The following is a 25,483-nucleotide window of genomic DNA, read 5'->3' on the forward strand; positions in this document are numbered from 1 at the left end:
TAAAGTTCATTTGTTCAGTATCGAACGAAATGTTATAGTCATAATAAACAACCTACGAACTTTATGTAAGTACGCACATTGGAGATATCAGGTATCACTCGTGATACTTTTGGAGGCGAATAATGGATACCAAACCTTTGGAGAATTGCAGCACATGTCCGGTTGAATTTGCAGTTAATGCAATTGGTGGAAAGTGGAAAATATTAATTCTATACCAATTATTGAATAGAGACATGATTCGGTTTAATGAATTGCAAAAACGGTTATCTCCCGTGACGCATCGAACTCTGACAAGACAATTGCGCGAGCTGGAGGAGGATGGGCTGGTGAATCGGGTTGTTTTTGCCGAAGTTCCCCCTCGCGTCGAATATTCATTTAGTGACAAGGGAAAAAGCCTGGCTCCCATTTTGATCCAATTGCAAAATTGGGGACTTGAACATATGTAGCCGAGCCGGCTCAGTGATGGTGATGGCCATGAGCGTCCGGAGCAGCCGCCTTTGCGGTGCACAGGACGGAGTCGTCATGTCCGTGTTTTTCAGACTCTGCCTGCAGGGTGACATGGGTGATGCCTTTATGCTCCAGCGCATGTTCTATTCCTTTCAAAAGAAGCTCAGTCTCGTAAACGCTGCTGCCGCCATCTACGACGATATGGGCAGTCAAAGCATTCTGGTTGCTGGTAATGGACCAGAGATGCACATCGTGTACGCCTAATACGCCTTGAGTGACTTGAATGCTGCGCACGATTTCGTTCAAATCCAGATGGCTTGGCGTACCCTCCATCAATACATGCAGCGACGATTTGGTTACAAAAAAACCGCTCCGCAATACCAGTGCCGCTACGATCACGCTAGCGAGAGGATCGGCCCAGCCCCATCCAAAAAACATCATCAGGAGCGCTGCGGCAATAGCGCCGACCGATCCCAGCATGTCGCTAATAACATGAAGGTATGCGCCGCGCATGTTCAAGTTTGTTTTGGTATCGCTGCCGCGCATCATAATCCATGCGACCAGAATGTTGATCAGCAGCCCGATTGTGCTGATAATCAGCATGCCTGTGGTCGCCACCTCGGGCGGATTCGCAAAACGTTCAATCGCTTCGTAAAAGATGTAGAGCGAAATGCCGACCAGCGTAATGCCGTTTAATACGGCGGCCAAAATTTCGAAGCGTCTGTAGCCGTAGGTTTTGCCGCTGTTGGCTGCTTTTTCGCCGAAACGGAACGCAAGCAGCGCGATGCCAAGCGCAATGGAATCCGAAAGCATATGCCCCGCGTCGGACAATAAGGCCAGGCTGTTTGTGATTACGCCGCCTATTGCTTCAACGATCATATACGCTGTAATGATGATGAAGGAAATCAACAGTATTTTTTTGTTGCCGGTATGTCCATGGCTGTGTCCATGATCATGGCTGTGGTCGTGATGTCCAGACATTGTGATCCGCTCCTTAAGGTCTTGTTTTTGTTAATACATGAATAGTTGCTCATATGTTATTTTTATTATAGTGACAACGAATACTCCATGTCAATCCTTCATTTGCCTGATATCTTAAAAATGGTCCGAAAAATATCAAGATACGCCATATATTTCTCTTTTTTGATAGGATAAACTAGGTTGTGTCTTCACACTCCTTAAGGAGCAGATGGTAGCGAATTGCGAAAATCAAACCTATTTCATTCGGGAGGATTTAATACAATGAGCATGATTTATAATAAGCCGGCTGTATATTGGACCGAGGCGCTTCCCGTCGGCAATGGAAATTTGGGCGCTATGGTATTTGGCGGCGTGGAATCCGAGCGCATTCAGCTTAATGAGGACACGTTCTGGTCGGGAGCGCCGAAGGACTGGAATAATGTCGGCGCCAAAGCGGTATTGCCAAAGATCAGAGAATGCATCGCCCGCGGCGACTACGCACAAGCGGATGCCCTGGGCAAGGAAATAATGGGGCCTTATACGCAGTCATACTTGCCGTTTGCCGATTTGCAGCTGACGCTGGAGCACGGAAACAATTTTCACAAGTATAAGCGTACGTTGGATTTGGAGAATGGAGTTGCATCAGTTTCTTATACGATAGGCGGAAATGAGTATAAAAGGGAAATATTCGCATCGCATCCCGATAACGTGATTGCGGTTCGACTGGAATCTGCCGCGCCTGGCCTGCTGAGTTTTCGCGCCAAGCTGACCAGCCTGCTCCGCCATGAGACAAGTCCGGAAGACGGGGCTTTGACGATCCATGGCACCGCGCCGGAGCAAGTATGGCCAAGTTATTATTATTCTGCCGATCCTATTCAATACGGCGATCCCGAACAGAGTAAAGCGCTTGCTTTTCATGGGCGTTTAGCGGTAGTCACTGAGGGCGGCGAATGGAAGGTCAACCATGAAGGGCTGCATGTATACGGCGCAACATCGGCGGTATTGTATTTCAGCGCGGCGACCTCTTTTGATTCTGCGAAGGGGGCGAGCAGCAAGGAAAGGCTGCCGGAAGCCGTGACCGATTCTGTCATTTCCGCTGTTGCGGCTAAAACGTTCCAAGAGGTCAAGTCCGGTCACATACAGGATTACCGGGAGCTGTATACCCGGGTTTCGATTTATCTCGGGGATAGTCTGGCTCCGGCTGATCTGGCAACGGATGAACGTATAGCGAAATTCGGAAGCAGCGATCCGGGGCTGGTGGCCCTTTTGTTCAACTATGGACGCTATTTGATGATCGCAAGCTCCCGCAAAGGAACGATGCCCGCCAATCTGCAAGGCATATGGAATCAGGAAACCCGCGCGCCTTGGAGCAGCAATTATACGCTGAATATTAACGCTCAAATGAACTATTGGCCTGCGGAAAACTGCAATATGGCAGAGCTGCATGAGCCGCTGCTGACCTTTATCGAGCGGCTGGCCGCTAATGGCAAGGAAACAGCGCAGGTCAATTACGGCGCACGGGGGTGGGTAGCCCATCATAACTCCGACTTGTGGGCGCAGACCGCTCCGGTTGGCGATTATGGCGACGGCGATCCCATCTGGGCGTATTGGCCGCTGGGAGGCGTCTGGCTGACCCAGCATTTATGGGAGCATTATGCTTTTGGCAGAGATGCGGCGTTTCTCGGAGAACGCGCTTATCCCATTATGAAGGAAGCGGCGCTGTTTTGCCTGGATTGGCTGTACGAGGATGACAAGGGCTTCCTTATTACCGGACCGTCTACATCCCCGGAGCATAAGTTCAGAATCGGAGACAACTGTTATGCTATTAGCGCTGCGGCAACAATGGATCTGATGCTGATAGCCGAGTTGTTCGATAATTGCGTTGAGGCTGCCGGTATTCTTGGGATAGATGAGGACTTTGCGACGGAACTGGCCGATGCGAGACACCGACTCCTGCCGTTCCAAATCGGCAAGCACGGCCAACTTCAGGAGTGGTATAAGGACTTTGACGACGAGGATATTCATCATAGGCATGTCTCTCATCTCATCGGCATTTATCCGGGGAAGCTGATCACAGAGGAGACCGAAGCGGAACTGTTCAAAGCCGCGCAGGTTTCGCTGGAGCGCCGCGGGGATGATGGAACGGGCTGGAGCCTGGGCTGGAAAATCAGTCTTTGGGCCAGATTCGGCGACGGCAACCGGGCGGAAAATCTGTTGTCCAACTTGCTCACGCTGGTTAGCAATGACGGAACCGGAAACCGCGGCCAAGGCGGCGTCTACGCTAACTTATTCGATGCTCATCCTCCGTTTCAAATCGACGGCAATTTTGCTGCGACAGCCGGCATAGCGGAGATGCTGCTTCAATCGCATCAAGGTTATTTGGAGCTTCTTCCGGCTTTGCCTGAAAGATGGTCAACCGGTTATGTAAATGGCTTGCGCGCCAGAGGCGGCTATGTGGTGGACCTGCAATGGGAAAATGGCGGAATTGCCGGATTATCCATTTTGTCCAGCATTGATCAGGAATGCCAGCTTGCCCTTTCCAAAGATCCTGTGCGCATCTTGTCCAATGATGAGCAGATTCAGTGGAGCCGCGTTTCGGACGGGCGTATTGGAGTGAAGCTTCTGAGTGGTCAACGTTACAACTTCACCTTTTAGAATGGATGTTTAAAAGGCTTGGGCTGACTTTTCCTGCTGGGGAGGCGGCCCGAGCTTTTTTGGCGTAATGGTGAATGAGGTTGACATTATGGCAGTTATGGAGATATTATAGATATATTAAGTCTACGAATGTGTTTTTTTGGATCAATCGCGGATATTGATAGTCTTCAATATACTTGATGGAGGGAAGGCGATAGTGATGATACAAAGTGATTGCGCGATTATTGGCGGGGGGCCAGCCGGGCTTCAAGCGGCGTTGGTACTTGGACGGGCAAGGAGAAGCGTTGCTTTAATGGACGATAATCGGCCAAGAAATGCCGTGACGCATGCGTCGCACAGCTTTTTGACGCGCGATGGCGTCAAGCCTGCCGAATTCCGTCGGATCGCATATAACGAGGTGTTAGGTTATCCATCGGTCACCCACTATGCTTGGGAAGCCAAAGAGATTTCCCTCACTGAAAACGGCTTTGTTATTTCCGGAGCCGATGGCCATGTGGTACATGCCCGCAAGGTGCTGGTTGCGACGGGGCTAAGAGAAATTTTGCCCGAAGTTGAAGGCTTGCGGGACTGCTACGGAAAAAGCCTGTTCAACTGTCCGTTTTGCGATGGCTGGGAAATGCGGGATCAGCCGTTGGTTCTCTTTTCCGAGCAGCCAGGCGCCTTTCACATGGCCCAAATGATAAGCCATTGGAGCAAGGATTTGGTGGTTTGCACGAATGGCAGCAATAGTCTAAGCGAGAGGGAGAAGGAGCAGCTGCGCGCCAAAAATATCATCGTTATGGAGCAAGCAGTGTCTTCGTTTGTTCATCGCGAGGGCAAGCTTGAAGCTGTTGCTTTTGCCGATGGCGGGGGCCTTTCGCGGACCGGCGGATTCGTGGCTTCGGTCCTGCAGCCGCGCGCCGATTTCCACGCCACGCTCCGTTATGAGCGTAACGAGCTGGGAGGAATCGCGACGGATTCATGGGGCAAAAGCGGCGTGCCGGGATTGTTCGCCGCCGGCGATGCGGCTTATGTTATGCCGTCCCAGCTTATATTCGCGGCTGCGGACGGCGCGCGTGCGGCGATGAGTGTGCATCGAGAGCTGATGGAGGAAGAAATGGCTTAAGGCGTCGGTATCTAACGTTGTGTTTTCATCCTGTAACCAGTTATGATAGGGAGATACTGAATTCGGACGGAGGACTGCCCAATGAAATACTCCAAAGCGACGAATTATGCCCTTCATACTATGTTGTTTCTAACAGCGGCAACGCCCAAACAGCCGATGAGCGTACACCAGCTAGCGGAAAAGCAGGACGTGTCCCCGACCTATTTGTCCAAAATATTGACCAAGCTCGTTAAAGCCAATATGATTGAATCTGCTTCCGGGGCTGGCGGAGGTTACCGTTTGAAACGGAATTGGGAGGAGATCTCGTTTCTGGATATCATCCATGCCATCGAAGGAACCTCGTCCCTGTTTGATTGCGGACTCGATCATGGACCCGATTGCTTGATCGATCAGGTGATGTCATCCGCCGAGCGGCAAATGGAGGAGTTTTTGCGCAATCAGAAAATGGCGGCATTTGCGGAGCGGATGAATGCATTTACAACTGGAGCGGGAGGGGCCAGTTAAAGGCTAATGAGCGGGGGGGAAAGAGCAGTGAATGCGTTTATTTTAATAATACCGCTTCTCTTCATAAGGTTTGGCTTATTAGGAATGATAGGCAAAACAGCTTTAAGCCGTGCCGCTTTTTTTGCTCCATTAGAAGGAGGAGAAAAAAACGCTTACCTTTTTTATCAGCTGTCGAACGCTTTTATTTTTTTGTATCCGCTTTTTAAAAAGATACAAACAACCTCGCCACTGTTTTTAATGGGCTTGTTCATCTATATCCTGGGTATTGTTGTTCTTAGCATTTCTGCTATTGCATTTGCAAAGCCTAACCAACGCGGGTTAAATGCAAATAGCATATACAAGCTTTCTCGCAATCCTATGTACATTGGATATTTCATCTATTTTGTTGGCTGTGCAGTCTTAATGCATTCAATGCTTCTATTCATTGCGCTGCTCCTTTTTCAACTATCGGCACACTGGATTATTCTTTCGGAAGAAAGATGGTGTATTAACAAATTCGGGAGCGAGTATACAAATTATATGAAAAGAGTAAGACGTTATTTTTAATTTGTCTCCATCATAACGTAATGCCTCGCACAAAAAGGCGCAAACCCTAACCGGTGTTTGCGCTTTTTTTTGTTAGAATGAGCCATAGCTCCAAGGAGCTATATGAAAAAAGGAACAAATAGGCAAAAATAAGGGGAGAATAAAGAGTGAAGGGCAAAAGGGGGATAGTCGTGACAAAATCGAGGGGAAGCGTTGCTATATTCATTTTGATTGCAGCGGGCTGCCTGATTGCGCTGTTTCTGACAAGCCCGGCTCTCACGCGCTTTGCTTCAGGAGGAGGCGTGTTGAAGGAGCCGGTTTATTGGCATGTCATGGGCAAGGATGCTCACATGTCGTTGCGAATACGGAAAGAGAAAGGCCACAAGCAAACGCTCCGTCTGGACATTTGGCTGCCTGCAGGTTTGGGCGAGCCTGGAGCTGCCGCAGTCGCTCTTCAACGGAACGGCGAGAAGAAAGAGGTGCCGCTTCATTTTGTGGAGGGCGGGCCGGACCCTTATGGTTTTGAAGGGTTTGACAAGTACACCTACGAATCTGCAGGACGCTTCATCAACGAAAGCGGCTCATGGATACTAAAGGTTGACGTGACGGATTCGGCGAACGGGACCTATTCCTACGAAAAAGAAGAGAACATTCCATAGGCAGGGTTAACGAGGCTTAGACCTGTGAAAAATAAGACTAAACCAGTGATTAGAGGCAATCTGACAACAACAGCGAGCGGAAGAAACGCTCGCATGGTGGAATACCGACACAAAGCTGTCGATGTTATGCCCTTTAATAGCCCTTTCGAGTTATAGGACGCTTTGCCTCCTATTGCTAAAATGTAACCTGATTAAAGTTGGCGCAAAGGGGGGAATGAAGCAATGAAGCTGAAAATAGGCGCTTTTTCCATTTTGATAGCGTTATCCATGGTTTTATCGGCATGTTCCGGGGAACAGCCGGTTGATCTGGATGCCGTGGAAGCAAAACTTACGACAACTCCCGAAAATGTAACGGCAGGAAATCCGACAAAGCTGCATGTGGAATTTGAAGGCATGGAGGTATCAGAGGAAGCCACCGTAAATTTCGATATCCGAATCGGCGAGGAGCTGGAGCTTGTTGATGCCGTCTATGAAGGCGAAGGCGTGTTTGGCGGTACGTACACTTTTCCGGAAAAAGGCATTTTGACTGTCTACATTCATCTTTATGTCGATGATATTCATATCACGAAGAAGAAATGGGTGGAGGTCAAATGATCCCGGTCAAGTCCAGGCGTTTGACAGTCAGGGCAGGGGGACTTTTGGCCGTCATTGCCATTGTCCTTTTGGCTGCTGAAGCTGGCGGTACGATACCTGCTGCGGGCGATGTCAGGGCTGAAGCGGCTATGGAGCAGCCAGGGGGGGATAAGGTTGTGACGCTCCTGGCGAAATCCTCAGGCGAGCATTGGGCGGGTGCGATGCCGGCGCATCAAGCGGAGCCGCTAAGGGAGCTCCATGCACAAGCTAAATCCGAACCCGGGGCAAAGTCGACGCAGGAGGACCTTCAGGCGATGCTGGACGCGGCTAAGCCCGGAGAAAGCATCATTTTACAGTCAGGCTCGTATGAAGGCCCCATTGTCATTAGCAAACCGCTTTCCTTGCGCGCGGAGAAAAAAGGCGGGGTCATCATTCGCAACAACAGCCTGCAGCCCGCCCTTACCATTCAGGGAGACGGCGTTGTAGTTGAAGGGTTGTCCATACAGGACGGCGATGTCAAGGAAAATGCAACTGTGCTTGTTACGGGACAACGGGTTATTTTGAAGGGGATTCATATTTTGACGGGGGCGGATGGAATCGCAATCAGGGATGCTCATGACGGAACGGTAACAGACACGGTGATTGAGTGGGTCCCGGAAGGCGTGCGGATGTCCAACAAAGGGAACGGCATTGATCTGTTTAATGCGCATCGCTGGACGTTAACCGGCAATGAGATTACCAATGTGCATGATGGCATTTATATTGAAAGCAGCGACGACGTCTTCGTATCGGGCAATGTGTTCCGGTTATCGCGTTATGGCGTCCATTGCATGTACACCAAAAGAACGGTTATCGAAAACAATGAAGGCGATCAAAACGTAACCGGAGCGATGGTGATGACCGCCCGGCAGGTTTCAGTCATCGGGAATACCTTTACCAAACAGAGCGAAAACGTGAATTCTCAAGGCATTTTGCTGTACGATGCCCATGAAACGGCGGTTAAGGACAATACGGTGGATGGCAATCGCGTAGGGTTGTATATCGAGCAATCAACGCTGAATGCGGTGGAGGGGAACAGGGTCAGCTATAACTTTATCGGGATTCAGCTACTGGAGTCCGACGATAACGGAATAACCGGTAATCGGTTTGTCGGCAATGTGGCGGATGCGCAGGCGCGCGGCAGTCAAAACAATGACATTACGGGCAACTACTGGGATGGTTTTCAAGGCATCGACACTGATGGCGATGGAAGCAGCGACATTTCGTATGCCATTAATCCTTTTTTTCAAGGCCTGACGCAGAAGCGCCCGCCATTTCAATTGTTTTTTCAATCGCCTGGGATGGTGTTTTTGGAAGGGTTGTATGGGGGGAATCGCAGCGGCTGGGCCCGCGATACGGCTCCGTTGATGACTCCTCCATTGGAGGATATGCAGTCATATGAACGGCCTGATGGAGATGCTGCTGTCGGACTGGCGGGACTTGCTCTGCTGGGTTGTGCAAGTCTACTATTTTTCGGGATGAGGAGAGTTGTTCGATGAAAAGAAAAGCAGGATTGTTTGTGATCATGGCGGTTATGCTGCTGCTGGCGGCGTGCGGAGGTGAAAAGTACAAGGCCCAGGCGATCAATGAAGAAACCGACGTTTGCGTTATTTGCAAAATGGCGGTTAAGGATGATCAATTCGCAACTCAGATCGTGACGAAAGACGGGCAATCGCTCAAATTCGACGATATTGGCTGCTTGAATACCTGGAAGACGGAAAATGGAACGGAAACAATCGGCGCGGCGTTTGTTCGCGATTACAACAGCCAACAGTGGCTGCGTTATGAAAAGGCTTATTATGCGTATGATGCTTCCTACCAGACGCCAATGGCTTACGGAGTTGTTTCCTTTGAAAAAGAAGCCGAGGCGTTGGCTTTTATCAAGGAACAGGGAGCGGGCGTGTTGATGACAGCCGACGATTTGGCTAATCACACATGGGAGGTCAACCGCGACATGATGCCAATGGACGGACATGATCATTCCTCCGATGGCGGACACGGCGGAGAAGCGTCGGGTCACGGAGCGGATTCCGCAGGGGAGGCTCACAGTGAGGAGGCATCGGGCCAAGGCGAGCAGTCCGCCGAAGCTCATGGCGAAGAGGCGTCAGGCCAAGGCGAGCAGTCAGGTGGAGAAGCTCATGGCGAAGCGGCATCGGGCCATGGCGGGCAGTCCGCCGAAGCTCATGGCGAAGCGGCATCGGGCCATGGCGGGCAATCCGCTGAAGCACATGGCGAAGCGGCATCGGGCCATGGCGGGCAATCCGCTGGGGGCCACAGCTCGTGAACGAAACCGGCTATGTCGCGGCTAGGGAAATAAAGATTGGTTTTCGCAATCCATGGGCCTATTCCTTTATGGCCCTTTTTGCTCTATTCATGCTTAGCCTGCTGCTGATCAATGCCCAGAGCTATGTCAAAGGTTATTCCGGCATAAGCGGGACGATGCTGAATCTGGCTCTTTATCTGCTTCCGTTGATGGCGCTGATGCTGGGCGCTTTTTCTCTGACCGGCGAAAAAGAAGAGGGGAACTGGGAGCTGCTCTCCACCTATCCGCTGAGTACATGGGCTTTTCTTGCCGGCAAATATATCGGCCTTTCCGTCGTGCTGCTTGTCATTGTAGCTTTTGGCTTCGGCTTGTCCGGGGCCGCGGGCTGGCTGCTGGGCGGAGGATTTGATATTTCCACCTACGGCCAACTGCTGGTCTTTTGTATTTGCATATCCCTATTTTTTCTCGGGGCTTCAATGCTGGTGGGCACCATCGCGAAGAACCGCTGGCAGGCGCTTACGCTTGCAGTGGGCATCTGGTTTTTTGCTATTATTGCCTGGCCTTCGATTTTGATCGCGACGCTTGGCATGCTTCCTTATCCCGTAATCAAGCCGGCAGTCACAGCCCTGACTTTCCTGAATCCGGCGGAGCTTACCCGATTGTTTACTGTTGTAAAGCTGGGAGGGGGCTCGACGCTGGGGCCGGAATATTACAATTGGATGCTGTGGATTCAATCGCCTTGGGGAACGCCAGTCTTTTTTGGCATGATGGTCGCCTGGATCGGCATTGCCTTGCTGATTGCTTACGCGGTATGGGAAAGGGGGAGAAGAGTTGGCTGACAGTCTGGTCGAGATCCAAGCGGTGCACAAAATATTTAAAGGAAAAACCGTAGTTTCCGACTTGTCGATGGAAATCGGACGCGGCGAAGTCGTTGCGCTCTGCGGAGGCAACGGAGCAGGTAAAAGCACATTGCTGCGCATGCTTGGCGGTATCCTTCGCCCATCCGGCGGCAGCATTGCGATAGACGGCGTTACATGGGGAGAGGACAGGGCGTTTTATGCCCGCCAAATCGGATATATGCCGGATGATTACCGGTTCAGTCCGGGACTTACGGCGCTGGAGACAATGCTGTTCTGGGCCAGACTCCGTGGCCTGGGCAAGCCGCGAGCCAAAGAGGTGCTGGAACTGGTCGGCTTGAGTGACACCGGCGGCAAGCCGGTAGCCTCCTTCTCCAAAGGCATGCGCCAGCGTGTGCTATTTGCGCAAGCGCTGCTCGCGAAGCCCCCGCTGCTTATTATGGATGAACCAACGAACGGCCTAGACCCCTATTGGATGGAATCTTTTGTCGCTCTGGTGCTGCAAGCGGCGGGGAGCGGACAAACGGTTGTTTTTTCGACTCATCAATTGCAAATTGCGGAAGCGTTGGGTGATCGATACGTTTTCCTGCGTGATGGCAACCTGGCGCTGGATGGCAAGAAGGAAGAGATGGATCGGCAATATGGAAGTGCAGGTTTGCAGAGGGCGTTTGGCGAGCTTTTTGGTTTGAAGTGACTTGGGCGGGCGGGTTTGACCGGAGTGGCCTAACTTGAGCCGGCTTGGCTTGCCTTATCTTGAGCCGGCTTGGCCGGATTAGAGAGGATTTAGTTTAACTAGCCTCGTCTTGATCGGACTAAGCTGGGCTAACTTGAGCTGGCTTGGCTTGCTTTAACTTGAGCCGACTTGACTTGCCTTAACTTGAGCTGGCTTGGCTTGCCTTATCTTGAGCTGGCTTGGCCGGACCTAACCTGACGTTTTCCATTATGTCCGTTAAGGAGCTGAAGCGGAGAATGAAATCCAAAAGAGTTGTTCAATACGCACTGCTGCTGATTCTTGCGGCGGGTGTGATCTATACGCTGCTTCCGTTGAAGGAGAAACCGGAGGCGCGGGCTGTTGTGGGGGAAGCCGCTCCGGCGTTTACGTTAAGCAATCTGCAGGGAGAGCCGGTACAATTAGCAGATTACAAGGGCCGGGGCGTGCTGATTAATTTTTGGGCCTCGTGGTGCAATCCTTGCGTTAACGAGCTGCCTCTGCTTAATGAAGCTTACAAGCTGAGCGGTATTGACGTTTTGGCTGTTAATGTCGGGGAAAAAGGGGAGACGGCTCAAGCCTTTGTGGACCGTTACGAGCTTGCGTTCCCTGTTGCGCTGGACGAGGAAATGGAGGTCAAACGACAATACCGCATTGTCGGCATGCCTTTGACCCTGCTGGTGGATCGCGATGGCGAATTGATCGCCAGGCATGAAGGAGAATTGACGGAGATGTCCGATATTCTGGCCTTAATGAACCAATTGAATACTGAATAGCCGGAGAAGTCGAATTGGAAGTCGATAGATCAAGCCGAATGATGGAGCCGAAGGATGAGGTTGAAAGGTGATGGCGAATGGCGGAGCCGAGTGATGAGGCTGAAAGAGGATGGCGAATGATGAAGCCGAATGTTGCAGCCGACTGATGGTGGCGAAAGATGGAGCCTAGTGATGAGGCTGAATGATAGTGGTGAAAGATGGAGCCGAATGTTGATGCTGAATGATGATGGTGAAAGATGGAGCCGAATGATGAGGCTGAATGATGATGGCGAAAGATGGAGCCGAATGATGAGGCTGAATGATGATGGCGAAAGATGGAGCTGAATGGTGCAGCCGAATGATGAGCGAATGATGATGCTATTGATGAAGCCGAATGATAAGCGAATGATTATGCAGAAAGATGATTGAGAATGTTGATTTGGAATGAAGAAGTAAAATATGATGCCAAACGATAGAGTTGAGAAAGAAAAACAAGCATTGGGACAAGCCGGAGTGTGAACGCGCCGACTCGCATAATTTTAATGGACATATGTGGCCGTTAGAGCACATTTTAGCTATCTAGACCACTTTTAATGGTCATATCTGACCATTACAGAAGAAAATAAAGCGAAAAATGACATTTTCCATGCGCTAATGGACAAAAACGTCCGTTACAAATTGGATTTTGCGTAAAAATGGCTTTAATGGACATATGTGACCGTTACAGCTCCAATGGGACAGATATGAGCATGACGACTCTAATGGACAGATATGAGCATGACGACTCTAATGGACAGATATGAGCTTGACGGCTTTAATGGACATATGTGACCGTTACAGCTCCAATGGGACAGATGTGAGCTTGACGACTCTAATGGACATATGTGACCGTTACAGCTCCAATGGGACAGATATGAGCATGACGACTCTAATGGACAGATGTGAGCTTGACGGCTTTAATGGACATATGTGACCGTTACAGCTCCAATGGGACAGATGTGAGCATGACGACTCTAATGGAAAGATGTGAGCTTGACGACTCTAATGGGACATATGTGACCGTTACAGCTCCAATGGGACACATGTGACTGTTACAGCTCCAATGGACAGATGTGAGCATGACGACTGTAATGGAACAGTGGTATCCATTACATTACGTAGTTATAGGTGCGTTCCACCGGCCTTATCGGTAAAATAGAGTGAGATCCATAGAGCGTGTAAGCAAACCCCGAATGGAGGAAATTTTGCTTACACGTCTTAGCATGAGCGCGAGAGGAGAGGCTGCAATTGTCGTACAAGGCGATCAAATGGTTGATTCTAACGATACCGACGTTAGCCATCGGATTATGGGAGTATTTCAGGCACGAGTTCCTGCTCCCCTACATTTCCATGGAGCTTGGCAATTGGCTGACTCCCGTGATTGTTTTGCTGGTGTCGCTTCTGCTGCTGACGCAATTGTTCCGAATGATTGAGCACAACCAGGAGGAATTAAACCGGGCCAAAGCGGCGCAAGCCGTTATGGGAGAACGGGAAAAAATAGCCCGAGAGCTCCACGACGGCATTGCGCAATCGCTGTTTTTTCTGAACGCCCAGGTTATGCAGATGGAGAAGCGGGGGCAAGGGGAAGCCGCGCCGCTAGCCAATCTGAAGGAAAGCGTGCTTCGGGCCAACGATTACGTTAGACAAGCGATTGCGAGTTTGCGCCATACGGCTGATTCCGATAAACATCCCTGGCTGCAAGGTGTGGACAACCTGATCCAGGAGCTGGAGCAGGAATCGCCAGTAACCTTTCAAACCGAGTGGTCCATTCCCGACGCTCTGCTTACCTCAAGGGAAAAAGTGGAGCTGCTGGCCATTATCCGCGAAGCCATGCTTAACAGCTATAAACATGCCGACGCCTCCGTAATCAGCCTGCTGGCCGAAACGGCGGGGAAAGGCTGGATCTGCCGCATCAGTGACGACGGCAAAGGATTTGACCCTGAACAAGCCACTGCCAAAAACCGATACGGCATCAAAATGATGCAGGACAGAGCCAGGCAAATGTCGTGGCAGCTTTCTTTTGACAGGATAAACGGGGAAACGCGGGTTACGATCGCAAAGGGGGGTAGCTGATTTGTCGACGTTTCGGGTAATCATTATCGACGATAGCGAGATGGCCAGAGAAGGCATCCGATTAATTCTGGAGAGCGATGACGCCTTTGAGGTTGTGGCGGAAGGGCGGAGCGGAGAAGAAGCGCTGCACTTGTGCCAGCAATGGATGCCCGATCTTGTTTTGATGGACATTCGCATGCCGGGTTTAGGCGGATTGGAGGCTACCAGGCTGCTCAAGCAGCAGCTGCCTTACATCAAGGTGGTCATGGTGACCGTCTCCGACGACATTGCCCACCTGTTCGAAGCGCTCAAAAAAGGCGCGCAGGGTTATTTGCTAAAAAACATGAAGCCGGACGAATGGCATGAATATTTGAAAGCGATCGCCGTGGATGAAGCGCCGATGACGCGGGAGCTTGCTTTTCGCATTTTGAAGGAGCTGTCGCCGATTGGGGGAGATCGCGTTCAGGAAAATCCTCTGACTGCGCGGGAAAGCGAAATATTGGGGCTGGTCGCCAAAGGACTGAGCAATAAGGAAATTTCGTCCCAGCTTGATATTTCCGAACATACGGTCAAAAACCATTTGAAGAACATCCTGCAGAAGCTCCATTTGGAAAACCGGGTGCAGCTGGCCCGTTATGCGTATGAGCAAGGCTGGATGGGGAGGCAGTTTAACTAAAGGATAGAGGATAGATGAGCTCTAACTGAAAAACGATCGGCCTAGAAAAGACTGAGGGAAAGAGCTATTCCTTTCCTTTGGTCTTTTTGCGCATGTTCATTGGAATTCATCACACGCTAATTCATCATTGGAAGCTCATCGACAATTCAATCATGACGACGTCATTGTTGTTGACAAGGTTGAACTATAGTAATAGGGTATAAAACAAAGGAATTATTTGGGAGGGGATCAATTTGTCAGTAGAAATTAACGACTTCCTAGTTCCTGATATCGGTTACTTAATATATAGGAAGTGTACACCGACATGGGAAATTATCAAGAATGAAATTTCATTTATTGACCTCACCTATGTCATAGAGGGTAGAGGCATCTACATCATTAATGGCATATCCTACGAGGTAAAGCGTGGTGATCTTCTTTGCATTCCGCGTGGAAGTATTCGTAAGGCTCATTGCGTCGTCGATGATCTTATGAACTTGTACTCAGCTAACTTTACACTCCATAGCATGGATGGAGAGCAGGCGAATATGCCTCTTCCTTTATTGTCGCACATTGGCATTAAAAGCGACCTTGTTGGACTTTTTCGTGAGCTATCCAATGCCTGGGTTCGCAAGGAAGCCGGATATCGTATCAAAACTAGAGGTTTGCTGCTTGTCATTATTCACAGATTGCTTGAGTTGATCCTTTTAAAACAGGATCGCACAAGCATAGACTATCGGGTAAAGAAGGCGATCAACTATATAGCTGAAAACTACGCGAGCAACATTACTGTAAAAGAAATGGCCAGTCGGGCAGGACTAAATACGGTATACTTTGGCGCGCTGTTCAAAAATGAAATGGGAATGCTGCTTAATCAATATTTGACGCTCACGAGAATTAACCATGCGGAGAACATGCTGCAAAATGGCGAATGCAAAGTAAGTGAAGCCGCAGAGCGTTGTGGGTATAAGGACCTGTCGCATTTTCGAAAGCAATTTAAAATGGTTAAAGGGTATTCGCCATCACAATGTCTTAGAAATCAACCTGATCTTTTATAGTGTTTATTAGAAAAATTGTCTTTAATTAGCCCTCGTTAACTTTATTCATGCTATTGTTCCAAAGTATCTTCAATGCTAAGTTATATAAAGAACAGAAGCGTTGTAGTTGTTCTTTATAGAAGTTTTGTGAGCAGCTTAACAGAATTAAATGTTTAATTCAAACCCTATATCTTCATGTTTATGAAAGCGCTTTAATTTGAAATGATTGCGAAGCGAAAAGAAATTTATAGGCAAGGCGGTGCAAACATGATCATTGCAAATAAAAGTAAATCGCTCCTCTATATGAAACGTTACTGGATTCTGTATGCGATGCTGCTTCTCCCGATGGCCTTTTTTATTATTTTCCGTTACATACCGATGGGCTATATTCAGATTGCATTTAAAGATTACAGCATTATAAAAAGTCCCTGGGCGATGGACTGGGCAGGAAATTACGGGTTTGAATATTTTATAAAGGCTTTTTCCAATCGTGACTTTCTTTATGCGCTTAGAAACACCGTAATGCTTAATTTCCTTGATTTGCTGATTGGCTTTCCTGCGCCTGTTATGCTGGCCATTATTTTAAATGAGCTCGCGTTCAAACGTTTTAAGCGATTTACCCAAACGGTTGTTTATATGCCTCACTTTTTATCGTGGGTTATCATTTCCGGGATGGCGCTCCAGCTTCTTGCACCAACTACCGGGCTTGTCAACATCATGCTAAACAAGATGGGTTTTGCATCCATTCCGTTTCTGAATGAACCTGCGTATTGGGTGGTCACCTATATTGTTTTGGGCATATGGCAAAGCTGCGGCTGGAATACCATTATTTATTTGGCGGCCATTGCAGGAATTAACCCGGAGCTTTATGAGGCTTCGGCGGTGGATGGAGCAAGTCGCTTGCGAAAGATCTGGCATATTACGCTGCCAGGGCTTCGTCCTACGATCATTGTATTGCTAATTTTAAGCCTGGGCCACATTTTGGGCAGTGAATTTGACAGACCTTACGCGCTTAGCAATAAGCTCGTCTCGGATGTTTCCAATGTTATTTCCATATTCGTATACAACAACGGTATTCGTGGCTTGCAATTTTCTCTTTCCACTGCCGTGGGTCTATTTCAATCCGTCGTGTGCGTCATATTTTTGTTTGCGGCAAACGCTCTGGCAAAAAAATCTGGCGAACGCGGCATCTGGTAGGAGGCTGGTAACATGATTAAATCAAGAGGCACTAAAGTCGGAGACTGGATTATCGCATTATTTTGTGTATTGTGTGTTTTGGCTTGTCTCCTGCCGCTGTTGAATATATTGGCGCGATCCTTAAGCTCTGCCGATGCCTTGGTGAGAAATGAAGTTTTACTTTTGCCAAAAGGACTTAATTTCGAGGCTTACGCGACTGTGCTTGGAGATTCCAAATATACTTGGTCGTTGTTATGGACAGCGATACTCACTGTCATCTGCACAGTTTGGTCCATGTTTATGACGATTATGTGCGCATATCCGCTTATCTATGACAACCTGAAAGGTAAAAAGCTGATCATAGCCATTATTATCTTTACGATGTACTTTAGTGCAGGCACAATCCCGACCTATTTGCTTTTGAAGGAGCTGCACTTGCTCAATCATCCGTTGGTGCTGATTTTGCCAAACAGCATTAGTGTATTTTATGTAATCATCATGCGCAGCTTCTTGTTCGGGATTCCAGACAGTCTTAGAGAATCCGCCGAACTCGATGGAGCAGGGCCGCTTAAGGTGCTTCTCAGCGTCTATCTGCCGCTGTCTACTCCTGTGCTTGCAACGTTGGCTCTTTTCTATGCGGTAGGTCGATGGAACGGCTTCTCGGATGCATTGATGTTTATGTCCGACAGAACCTACTTCCCTATACAATTGCTGCTTTACAACATACTTAATAGCATTAGCAGCGTTGAGGTGGCTACACAGGAAGGCTTTTCAAGCCCGGGCCTGTCTGAAACGATTAAGTCAGCAACCGTTATGTTTGCAACGGTACCGATTCTGCTCGTATATCCATGGCTGCAGAGATACTTTATCTCGGGTGTTACAATCGGAGCGGTAAAAGGTTAATATCTCATGCCTGATAGAAATTGGCGATGTCAATTTTTATAAATGGATTCAAAAAAGCGAATGAAAATAAGGGGGAACAAACATGGGATTTCGTAAAGGGATGTCGATTCTGACGATTAGCGCCGCTCTTGCTTTAGCGCTTTCGGGATGTACCAGCGACAAACCAGTTCCATCAGCTTCACCTGCTCCAACAACCTCTTCAGCACCTTCATCTGATGCGAGCGAAGGCGGAGACGATGCAAGACTAGACGCGTTGGGTCTCGATACCAATGTGAAATTTAAGGAAACCCGTAAAATCACAGTAGAGATTTATGACCGTGGCAATGACGGGGGGACCACGCCAGAGGATAACTTTTATACGCAATATATCAAAGACGGAATGCTTCGCGACCATAATGTAGAAGTTACTTTTGTTCCTGTTCCACGTTGGACAGAAGGCGAAGTCATTAACAATCTTTTGGCAGCGAATCAGGCACCGGATATCAGTATCACCTATTCCTATCCAACCATTCAAACCTACGCTAATATGGGCGGTGTTCTTGACTTAGCTCCTATTGTGGAAGAAAATAAAGATCTTTTTCCAGATATGTGGGATTATTTGACCGAAACAAACATCTACTGGGATCGGGACCCTGCCACTGGAACCCTATGGGCATTGGAAGCTCGTTTGAATGTCCTTAATCGCATCAATACGTTTGTACGCCAGGATTGGTTACAGAAGCTTAATCTCAAGGCGCCAACAACTCTGCAAGAGTTTGAGAGCATGCTTATGGCATTTAAAGACAATGCTTCGACACTTTTAGGAGCAGATGCCGACAAGATTATTCCTTTTTCAACGAGCTTTGATGTTGGCTGGCGTACAGATCATTTGACGACATCCTTCGTGCCCAATGATATAACTGACAAGGACATCTATATAAATGGATTTGATGATCGCAATTTCCTTTTGCCGAATTACAAGGAAGGCATAAAAACGTTGAATAAGTGGTATAACGAAGGTTTGGTTTGGAAAGATTTTTCTCTTTATCCTGCTGGAGATACAACCGAGGATAATCTTATGAAAATGGGTCATGTAGGCGCATTTATGCACAACTGGGATTATCCGTATCGCAACGGCAATGATAGCATTCATGCAAGCCTTCAGCGACTTGTTGGTCCGGATGCAGCTTATGTTGCTATTGAGCCCTTTGCCAATGATGCTGGAATTTATAAGAAATTTTTATCAGGCCCTGTTGATCGTAAAATCTTTTTCCCGGCTACAAACAAAGAACCAATTGCTTCTATGCTTTATATTAACTGGATTTCCAAGCTTGAAAATCGCGTATTTCTGCAGTTTGGAGAAGAAGGCGTTACTCATGAAAAGCTGCCTGACGGTTCCTTGAAGACAATTGCAACAACAGGCGAAAAAATAATGAACTCTCCGGCAAACATTGACTACACAATTACAAGCAATGGCATTGACCTGGGCGATCCCGATTTGAACGTCAAGTCAATTGCTAATGGTTATGCTGGTGTCGACTCAAAATATATCGAGATCGCACATCAAATAACAACGAATGCTGGACGTGTAGGCAAAAATGTAAATGTTGGGGAGATCAAGGCAGAGGATGGGCAAGGTCAAGCGCTTAAAGAGAAACGGGATACCATCTTGAATAAGGCTGTTGTCGCACCTGTTGACAAATTTGACGAAGTATATGATTCAGGCATGAAGGATTACCTCAATTCAGGCGGTCAAGCAATCATTGATGAGCGAACAGAAGCATGGGAAAATGCTTTTGGAAATGACACAATGCTGAAATAGCGTTGTATAAGCAAACGATGAATCAAGCCTGCTCATACAATTGATCAAACCGATGCGTTGCGTCGCAGCAACAACGCTGAAAGCTGATGATTGGTTGGTTGAGGACCGTATTTGCTGACAGGAGATTCCGATGTAAGCAGAGAAGCAAGCAACAAAAGACCGAAGGAAGGAGTAGCGCTGCCTTTGGTCTTTTGTGCATTCGCCCAATCGTTGGCATGAATCATGCAAAGAAATGGCGCTAATTCAATGGATATCAAAAGCAAGACTTGGATGGTGGCGCTGGCTATTGCGGCCCTCGTATGGTCCCTTGTGGAGCAGGCCGGGGAATACAAAAAAAGGTATGTTTTTTAAGAAAGAGCTATCGTTTGTCAGGTAACAATAGATCGCAATATGAAGTATATTGAAAGCGCATACAATTATTGAATGTTTTGAGAGGCGGTGGTTGGGCGGCTTTGCGATAGCCGTAAAGCAGGTCATCATAAACCCATTTTAGGAGGAGATGAAGAAATGATTTCACGGTTAAAAAGGTCGATCAGTGTTCTATTGGCATCCATGCTTGCGTTGTCGCTCATTATTGTGCCGGCGCCTGCCAAAACCTCGGCAGCAACCGATGTCGTCGTCAACCTGTCGTCGGAAAAGCAGCTTATTCGCGGTTTCGGTGGCATGAACCACCCAGCCTGGATTGGCGATTTAACGGCTTCGCAGCGGGATACGGCCTTTGGCAACGGACAAAATCAGCTTGGCTTCTCCATCTTGAGAATTTATGTCGATCCCAACCCCAACAACTGGTACAGAGAAGTGGCGACCGCCCAGCGGGCGCTTCAGCTTGGAGCAATCGTATTTGCTTCTCCATGGAATCCTCCAAACGATATGATCGAAACGTTCAACCGCAACGGGGACACCAATGCAAAGCGGCTTCGTTATGATAAATACGCTGCGTATGCGCAGCATTTGAATGATTTTGTGACATATATGAAAAACAATGGCGTTGATCTGTATGCTATTTCGGTGCAAAACGAGCCGGATTACGCGCATGACTGGACCTGGTGGACGCCGCAGGAAATGCTTCGTTTTATGAAGGAAAACGCAGGTTCCATTCAGGGCACAAGGGTAATGGCGCCAGAGTCTTTTTCCTACCTCAAAAATATGTCCGACCCCATTCTGAACGATCCTCAGGCGCTGGCCAATATGGATATTTTGGGAGCCCACACCTACGGAACGCAATTCAACAACTTCCCTTATCCGTTGTTTAAGCAGAAAGGAGCAGGGAAGGAGCTATGGATGACCGAGGTTTATTATCCCAACAGCAGCAGCTCCGCCGACCTTTGGCCCGAAGCGCTGGATGTTGCCTATCATATCCATCACAATCTCGTCGATGCCGAATTCCAGGCTTATCTGTGGTGGTACATCCGCAGATCCTACGGACCTATGAAGGAAGACGGGACAATCAGCAAACGCGGATACTCCATGGCCCATTATTCGAAGTTTGTGCGTCCCGGCTATGTGCGAGTGGATGCGACGAAAAACCCGGAAACCAATGTGTTCACTTCGGCCTATAAGGGCGATAACAAAGTCGTGATCGTGGCCGTAAATCGCAGCGCTTCGGCCGTCAGCCAAAATTTTGTTCTGCAAAACGGAAATGCTTCCACGACGGCTTCATGGATTACCGATGCAACGCGCAACCTGGCGGCGGGACCTAACCTCACGATTTCAAACGGCGCCTTTACGGCCCAGCTTCCCGCAAGAAGCGTAACCACATTTGTTGCGAATTTAAGCGGAGGCGGCAGCACCAATGGAACCATTTATGAGGCGGAGACCGGCACAACATTGACCAGCGCCACAGTGGAGACGACGCATAGCGGATACAACGGCAGCGGTTATGTGGATTTCCAAGCGTCAATGGACGCAGCCATTCAGTGGAACAGCATCTATTGCGCAACAACAGGCACCAAAAACGTCAAATTCCGTTACGCGCTGGCAACCGGCACACGGAATCTGGACATCTACGTTAACGGTGTAAAGGTGATCAGCAATACTCCTTTTTCCGCCACCGGAAGCTGGTCGACCTGGGGAGAAAAAACGATTCAAGTACAGATGAATACGGGAATCAATACGCTGCGCGTGGTAACAACGGGGACGGAAGGGCCCAATATCGACAACATCCATGTGACTTTGCCGTAAGCTCCCCTCACCCTGGTGTTACAGAATAAAGGAGGCTGTTCCATGTTGCGGATGAAAGGAGTAGCGGTTTTTTTAGTTGCCGTCATTCTGATGAGCTATGCATCGGTATCGCCTGTTTCTGCGGCAAGCACAACGATTGCAAAAACGATAGGAAACGCTAATCCGCTTATTGACCATCATCTTGGAGCGGACCCTTTTGCATTGACCTATAATGGAAGAGTCTATATTTACATGTCCAGCGACGCCTATGAATACAACAGCGACGGCAGTCTGAAGGACAATTCGTTTGCCAATTTAAAAAGCGTGTTTGTGATCTCTTCCTCGGATATGGTGAACTGGACCGATCATGGAGCCATTCCGGTAGCGGGAGCAAACGGGGCAAACGGAGGCCAAGGGATTGCCAAATGGGCGGGCGCGTCATGGGCGCCTGCGGCGGCCGTCAAAAAAATCAACGGGCTGGACAAATTTTTTCTCTATTTTGCCAACGGTACGGGCGGCATCGGGGTATTAACCGCGGACAGCCCGATTGGTCCATGGAGCGATCCCCTTGGCAGGGCGCTGGTAACAACAAGCACACCCGGCATGTCCGGCGTGGTGTGGCTGTTTGATCCGGCCGTGTTTGTGGATGACGACGGCACAGGGTATCTGTATGCGGGCGGAGGCATTCCCGGCGGCTCCAATCCCACGCAAGAGCAACGAGCCAACCCCAAAACGTCCCGCGTATTGCAGCTTGGCGCGGACATGACCAGCATTGTCGGAAGCGCCGTCACCATCGACGCCCCGTTTATACTGGAGGATTCCGGCATTCACAAGTACAACGGAATCTATTATTATTCCTATTGCATGAACTTTGGCGGCGTTCATCCGCCGAACATGCCGCCGGGCGAAATCGGCTATATGACGAGCACCAGCCCGATGGGACCTTTTTCGTACAAGGGCCATTTTCTGAAAAATCCGGGCGTATTTTTCGGCGTTGGGGGAAACAATCATCATTCTGTTTTCCAGCTTAACAACGAGTGGTACGTGGTTTACCATGCCCAGACCGTCAGCTTGGCGCTGAATGGCGCCGGAAAGGGGTATCGCTCGCCCCACATCAACAAGCTGGTGCATAACGCGGATGGCTCCATTCAGGAGGTTGCGGCCAACTACGCCGGAGTTACGCAGCTGGCGAACCTGAATCCGTATAACCGGGTCGAAGCGGAAACCTTCGCATGGAATGGGCGGATTTTGACGGAGAAATCCAATGCGCCCGGCGGCCCCGTTGCCAATCTCCATGTTACTGGCATTCAAAACGGGGATTGGGTGGCTGTATCCAAAGCCGACTTTGGGACAAGTGGAGCGGGCTCTATTAAAGCCGGGGTAGCCTCTGCCTCGGGCGGGCAAATAGAGGTGCGCCTGGGCCAGGTGAACGGACCGCTTGTTGCGACCTTAACGGTTCCGCCGACAGGCGGGCTGCAGAGCTGGACGGAAGTACAAACGGCAGTAAGCGGCGCAACCGGCGTCCATAATCTCTTTTTTGTCTTTACAGGAACGGGGACGGGCGGCGGCAACCTGTTCAATTTCGATTATTGGCAATTTACGCCCAATAGCGCAGGAGGCACCACCTATGAGGCAGAGAGCGGAACAACGTTGACCACCGCCACAGTGGAGACGACGCATAGCGGCTACAGCGGCAGCGGCTATGTGGATTTTCAGGCATCAACGGACGCCGCCATTCAGTGGAACAGCATCTGCTGCGCAACGACAGGCACAAAAAACATCAAGCTCCGCTATGCGCTGGCAACCGGAACACGCAATCTGGACGTATACGTAAATGGCGTAAAAGTCATTAGCAATACTCCGTTTTCCGCGACCGGAAGCTGGTCGACCTGGGGCGAAAAAACGGTTCAGGTGCTTATGAATACAGGGAACAATACGCTGCGAGTGGTAACAACGGGGACGGAAGGTCCCAATATCGACAGCATCAATGTAACGGCGCAGTAAGCCGTTTCGGCATTCACTTTTAACGGAATAGGGCATCACGCGATAAACGGTTTCCTGCCGGTTGCGATTATACCGGCTATCAGAAGCGCAGATCAAACGGGCGAAAGCAGGCCCGAGGTCTGCGTTTTTTGATCATGCAAGAAAGTGTGCGCTTTTAATAACTTCTGCCGTTCCGGCTGGCAAAATTGTAATGGACAAAAATGGCTGTTAGAGCCCATTTCAGCCTGCCGGCAAACCTCTGCCGGTCAAATCTGTCCATTACAGCTTAAAATGGAGCAAAAATATGCTCATTTTAAGCTGTAATGGACAAAAACGTCCGTAACAAATTGGATTTTACTTAAAAACGGCTCTAATGGACAGATTTGACCGTTAACCATATTGGGGAATATCTTTTTCCCGGAATAGCTTTCCACTACATGGAGTTGCTAATCTTGAAACGCCCCGGTAGAGGTTTTCTCATTGTTTTTTGAAAAAAATAGCCTTTATTTTAAAGGTGCTAAAGAGCGGTTTGAGCTAATATGGAAGAGACAGCGCAAAAAACTTGCCCGGCATAGGACTTGCAAAGAACTTGCAAAAATCCTGCATAGATGCTGCATAGATCCTGCATAGATCCTGCAGAAATCCTACAGAGAACTTGCAAAGATTCTGCAGAAGTTCTGCAGAAATTCTGCAGAAATTCCGTAGGTATTCCGCAGGGATGCAAATGGCTTGTTTGCGCGGTACGACTATGAGAATACGAATGGAGATGGATCGCGATGTCATTGGCGCAAATCGGTTTTTATTCAGCTTGTTTAAAACGAGAGGTTGTTTTTAATGCTTTGCTGCCGCTGGATCGCCCGGATATTCCGGGCTTGAAGCCTAAGGACGGCAGGCCGTTAAAAACGTTGTATTTGCTGCATGGCTACAGCGGCAGCCATACCGACTGGCTTCATTTTTCCCGGATCCGGGAGCTGGCGGACAAGCATGGCATTGCGGTCATTATGCCTGCCGGCGAAAACCGCTTCTACCTGGATAATGAGGATACAGAGGAGCGAATGGGGGAATATATCGGGAAAGAGCTGGTTGATTTTACCCGGGAGATGTTTCCGTTAAGCAAGGAAAGGGAAGATACGTTTATTGGCGGCTTGTCCATGGGCGGGTACGGAGCCATACGAAACGGACTCAAATACGGGGAGCGGTTTGGCGCTATTCTGGGCTTGTCGTCCGCGCTGGTTCCTTATGAAATTGCGGGCATCAAACCCGACTTCCATAACGGAATTGCCGGTTATGGCTATTTCCGAAGCGTATTCGGCGATCTTGACCAAGTAATGGGCAGCGACAGGGATCCCGAGGAATTGGTCCGCGGCTTACGGGCCTCCGGTTCTGAGATTCCCCGCATCTATATGGCTTGCGGCACCGAGGATTTTTTGCTGGAGTACAACCGTCGCTTCCATCAGTTTTTGACCAATGAAGGCGTTTCCCACACTTACATCGAAACGCCTGGCGCGCATACCTGGGATTTCTGGAATGAGCATATACCGGGGGCGATAAATTGGGCCTTGCAGCCGGATTCTGATATGGCATAATGAGTAGAAATTATAGATGTTAACGTTTTCTTTCATATCG

Annotated in this window: 23 protein-coding genes; 22 read left to right on the forward strand and 1 reads right to left on the reverse strand. The window is 49.1% G+C overall.

Annotation, left to right across the window (positions count from 1 at the left end; translation table 11 throughout):
* Positions 1–122 precede the first annotated feature (122 nt).
* The gene (locus ACX93W_RS20435) at positions 123–446 is read left to right on the forward strand and encodes a winged helix-turn-helix transcriptional regulator (protein ID WP_459394216.1); all 324 of its coding nucleotides are present in this window, start codon (positions 123–125) and stop codon (positions 444–446) included.
* A gap of 10 nt (positions 447–456) precedes the next feature.
* Here ACX93W_RS20435 and ACX93W_RS20440 read toward each other — a convergent pair whose 3' ends face one another.
* The gene (locus ACX93W_RS20440) at positions 457–1,428 is read right to left on the reverse strand and encodes a cation diffusion facilitator family transporter (protein WP_459394217.1); all 972 of its coding nucleotides are present in this window, start codon (positions 1,426–1,428) and stop codon (positions 457–459) included.
* A 261-nt stretch (positions 1,429–1,689) separates the two neighbouring features.
* Between ACX93W_RS20440 and ACX93W_RS20445 the strand changes: the two genes are divergently transcribed.
* The 21 genes from ACX93W_RS20445 (at position 1,690) to ACX93W_RS20545 (ending at position 25,443) form a co-directional block, all read left to right on the forward strand.
* Positions 1,690–4,062: a glycoside hydrolase family 95 protein gene (locus ACX93W_RS20445; RefSeq protein ID WP_459394218.1), complete on the forward strand. Its 2,373-nt coding sequence runs from the start codon at positions 1,690–1,692 to the stop codon at positions 4,060–4,062.
* Between the two features lie 202 nt (positions 4,063–4,264).
* Entirely contained in the window at positions 4,265–5,167 is a 903-nt protein-coding gene (locus tag ACX93W_RS20450) for an NAD(P)/FAD-dependent oxidoreductase (RefSeq protein ID WP_459394302.1), read from the forward strand.
* 81 nt (positions 5,168–5,248) lie between these two features.
* Positions 5,249–5,671, forward strand: a complete 423-nt coding sequence (locus tag ACX93W_RS20455) for an Rrf2 family transcriptional regulator (protein WP_459394219.1) — start codon at positions 5,249–5,251, stop codon at positions 5,669–5,671.
* 27 nt (positions 5,672–5,698) lie between these two features.
* Positions 5,699–6,217 carry a methyltransferase family protein gene (locus ACX93W_RS20460; protein WP_459394220.1) on the forward strand — a complete coding sequence of 173 codons (519 nt, stop codon included), beginning with the start codon at positions 5,699–5,701 and terminating at the stop codon, positions 6,215–6,217.
* A gap of 170 nt (positions 6,218–6,387) precedes the next feature.
* A complete protein-coding gene (locus ACX93W_RS20465; protein ID WP_459394221.1) occupies positions 6,388–6,855 on the forward strand; it encodes a hypothetical protein in 468 nt (155 codons plus the stop codon).
* 222 nt (positions 6,856–7,077) lie between these two features.
* Positions 7,078–7,449: a hypothetical protein gene (locus ACX93W_RS20470; protein ID WP_459394222.1), complete on the forward strand. Its 372-nt coding sequence runs from the start codon at positions 7,078–7,080 to the stop codon at positions 7,447–7,449.
* Positions 7,446–8,966 carry a right-handed parallel beta-helix repeat-containing protein gene (locus ACX93W_RS20475; RefSeq protein ID WP_459394223.1) on the forward strand — a complete coding sequence of 507 codons (1,521 nt, stop codon included), beginning with the start codon at positions 7,446–7,448 and terminating at the stop codon, positions 8,964–8,966. The genes ACX93W_RS20470 and ACX93W_RS20475 overlap by 4 nt, the downstream gene beginning before the upstream one ends.
* Positions 8,963–9,751, forward strand: a complete 789-nt coding sequence (locus ACX93W_RS20480; protein WP_459394224.1) for a nitrous oxide reductase accessory protein NosL — start codon at positions 8,963–8,965, stop codon at positions 9,749–9,751. Before ACX93W_RS20475 ends, ACX93W_RS20480 begins: the two co-directional genes overlap by 4 nt.
* Positions 9,748–10,569, forward strand: coding sequence for an ABC transporter permease (locus tag ACX93W_RS20485; protein ID WP_459394225.1), 822 nt, complete (start codon positions 9,748–9,750; stop codon positions 10,567–10,569). Before ACX93W_RS20480 ends, ACX93W_RS20485 begins: the two co-directional genes overlap by 4 nt.
* Positions 10,562–11,281 carry an ABC transporter ATP-binding protein gene (locus tag ACX93W_RS20490; RefSeq protein WP_459394226.1) on the forward strand — a complete coding sequence of 240 codons (720 nt, stop codon included), beginning with the start codon at positions 10,562–10,564 and terminating at the stop codon, positions 11,279–11,281. The genes ACX93W_RS20485 and ACX93W_RS20490 overlap by 8 nt, the downstream gene beginning before the upstream one ends.
* Positions 11,282–11,556: 275 nt before the next feature.
* Complete coding sequence (locus ACX93W_RS20495; RefSeq protein ID WP_459394227.1) at positions 11,557–12,072, forward strand: redoxin domain-containing protein; 516 nt, start codon at positions 11,557–11,559, stop codon at positions 12,070–12,072.
* Positions 12,073–12,243: 171 nt separating this feature from the next.
* Positions 12,244–12,396 carry a hypothetical protein gene (locus tag ACX93W_RS20500; RefSeq protein WP_459394228.1) on the forward strand — a complete coding sequence of 51 codons (153 nt, stop codon included), beginning with the start codon at positions 12,244–12,246 and terminating at the stop codon, positions 12,394–12,396.
* 942 nt (positions 12,397–13,338) lie between these two features.
* Positions 13,339–14,163, forward strand: a complete 825-nt coding sequence (locus tag ACX93W_RS20505; RefSeq protein WP_459394229.1) for a sensor histidine kinase — start codon at positions 13,339–13,341, stop codon at positions 14,161–14,163.
* A 1-nt stretch (position 14,164) separates the two neighbouring features.
* On the forward strand, positions 14,165–14,818 hold the full coding sequence (locus tag ACX93W_RS20510) for a response regulator (RefSeq protein ID WP_459394230.1): 654 nt from the start codon (positions 14,165–14,167) through the stop codon (positions 14,816–14,818).
* A 233-nt stretch (positions 14,819–15,051) separates the two neighbouring features.
* Positions 15,052–15,855 carry a helix-turn-helix domain-containing protein gene (locus ACX93W_RS20515; protein WP_459394231.1) on the forward strand — a complete coding sequence of 268 codons (804 nt, stop codon included), beginning with the start codon at positions 15,052–15,054 and terminating at the stop codon, positions 15,853–15,855.
* A 246-nt stretch (positions 15,856–16,101) separates the two neighbouring features.
* Positions 16,102–17,031 (forward strand): ABC transporter permease, encoded by a 930-nt coding sequence (locus ACX93W_RS20520; protein WP_459394232.1) that lies wholly within the window; start codon positions 16,102–16,104, stop codon positions 17,029–17,031.
* Between the two features lie 12 nt (positions 17,032–17,043).
* On the forward strand, positions 17,044–17,913 hold the full coding sequence (locus tag ACX93W_RS20525; RefSeq protein WP_459394233.1) for a carbohydrate ABC transporter permease: 870 nt from the start codon (positions 17,044–17,046) through the stop codon (positions 17,911–17,913).
* Between the two features lie 82 nt (positions 17,914–17,995).
* Positions 17,996–19,714, forward strand: a complete 1,719-nt coding sequence (locus ACX93W_RS20530; protein WP_459394234.1) for a type 2 periplasmic-binding domain-containing protein — start codon at positions 17,996–17,998, stop codon at positions 19,712–19,714.
* 507 nt (positions 19,715–20,221) lie between these two features.
* Positions 20,222–21,895 (forward strand): carbohydrate-binding protein, encoded by a 1,674-nt coding sequence (locus ACX93W_RS20535; protein WP_459394235.1) that lies wholly within the window; start codon positions 20,222–20,224, stop codon positions 21,893–21,895.
* A 90-nt stretch (positions 21,896–21,985) separates the two neighbouring features.
* A complete protein-coding gene (locus ACX93W_RS20540) occupies positions 21,986–23,878 on the forward strand; it encodes a carbohydrate-binding protein (RefSeq protein ID WP_459394303.1) in 1,893 nt (630 codons plus the stop codon).
* A gap of 755 nt (positions 23,879–24,633) precedes the next feature.
* On the forward strand, positions 24,634–25,443 hold the full coding sequence (locus tag ACX93W_RS20545) for an alpha/beta hydrolase (protein ID WP_459394236.1): 810 nt from the start codon (positions 24,634–24,636) through the stop codon (positions 25,441–25,443).
* Positions 25,444–25,483 lie beyond the last annotated feature (40 nt).

Source organism: Paenibacillus sp. CAU 1782, assembly GCF_054551715.1.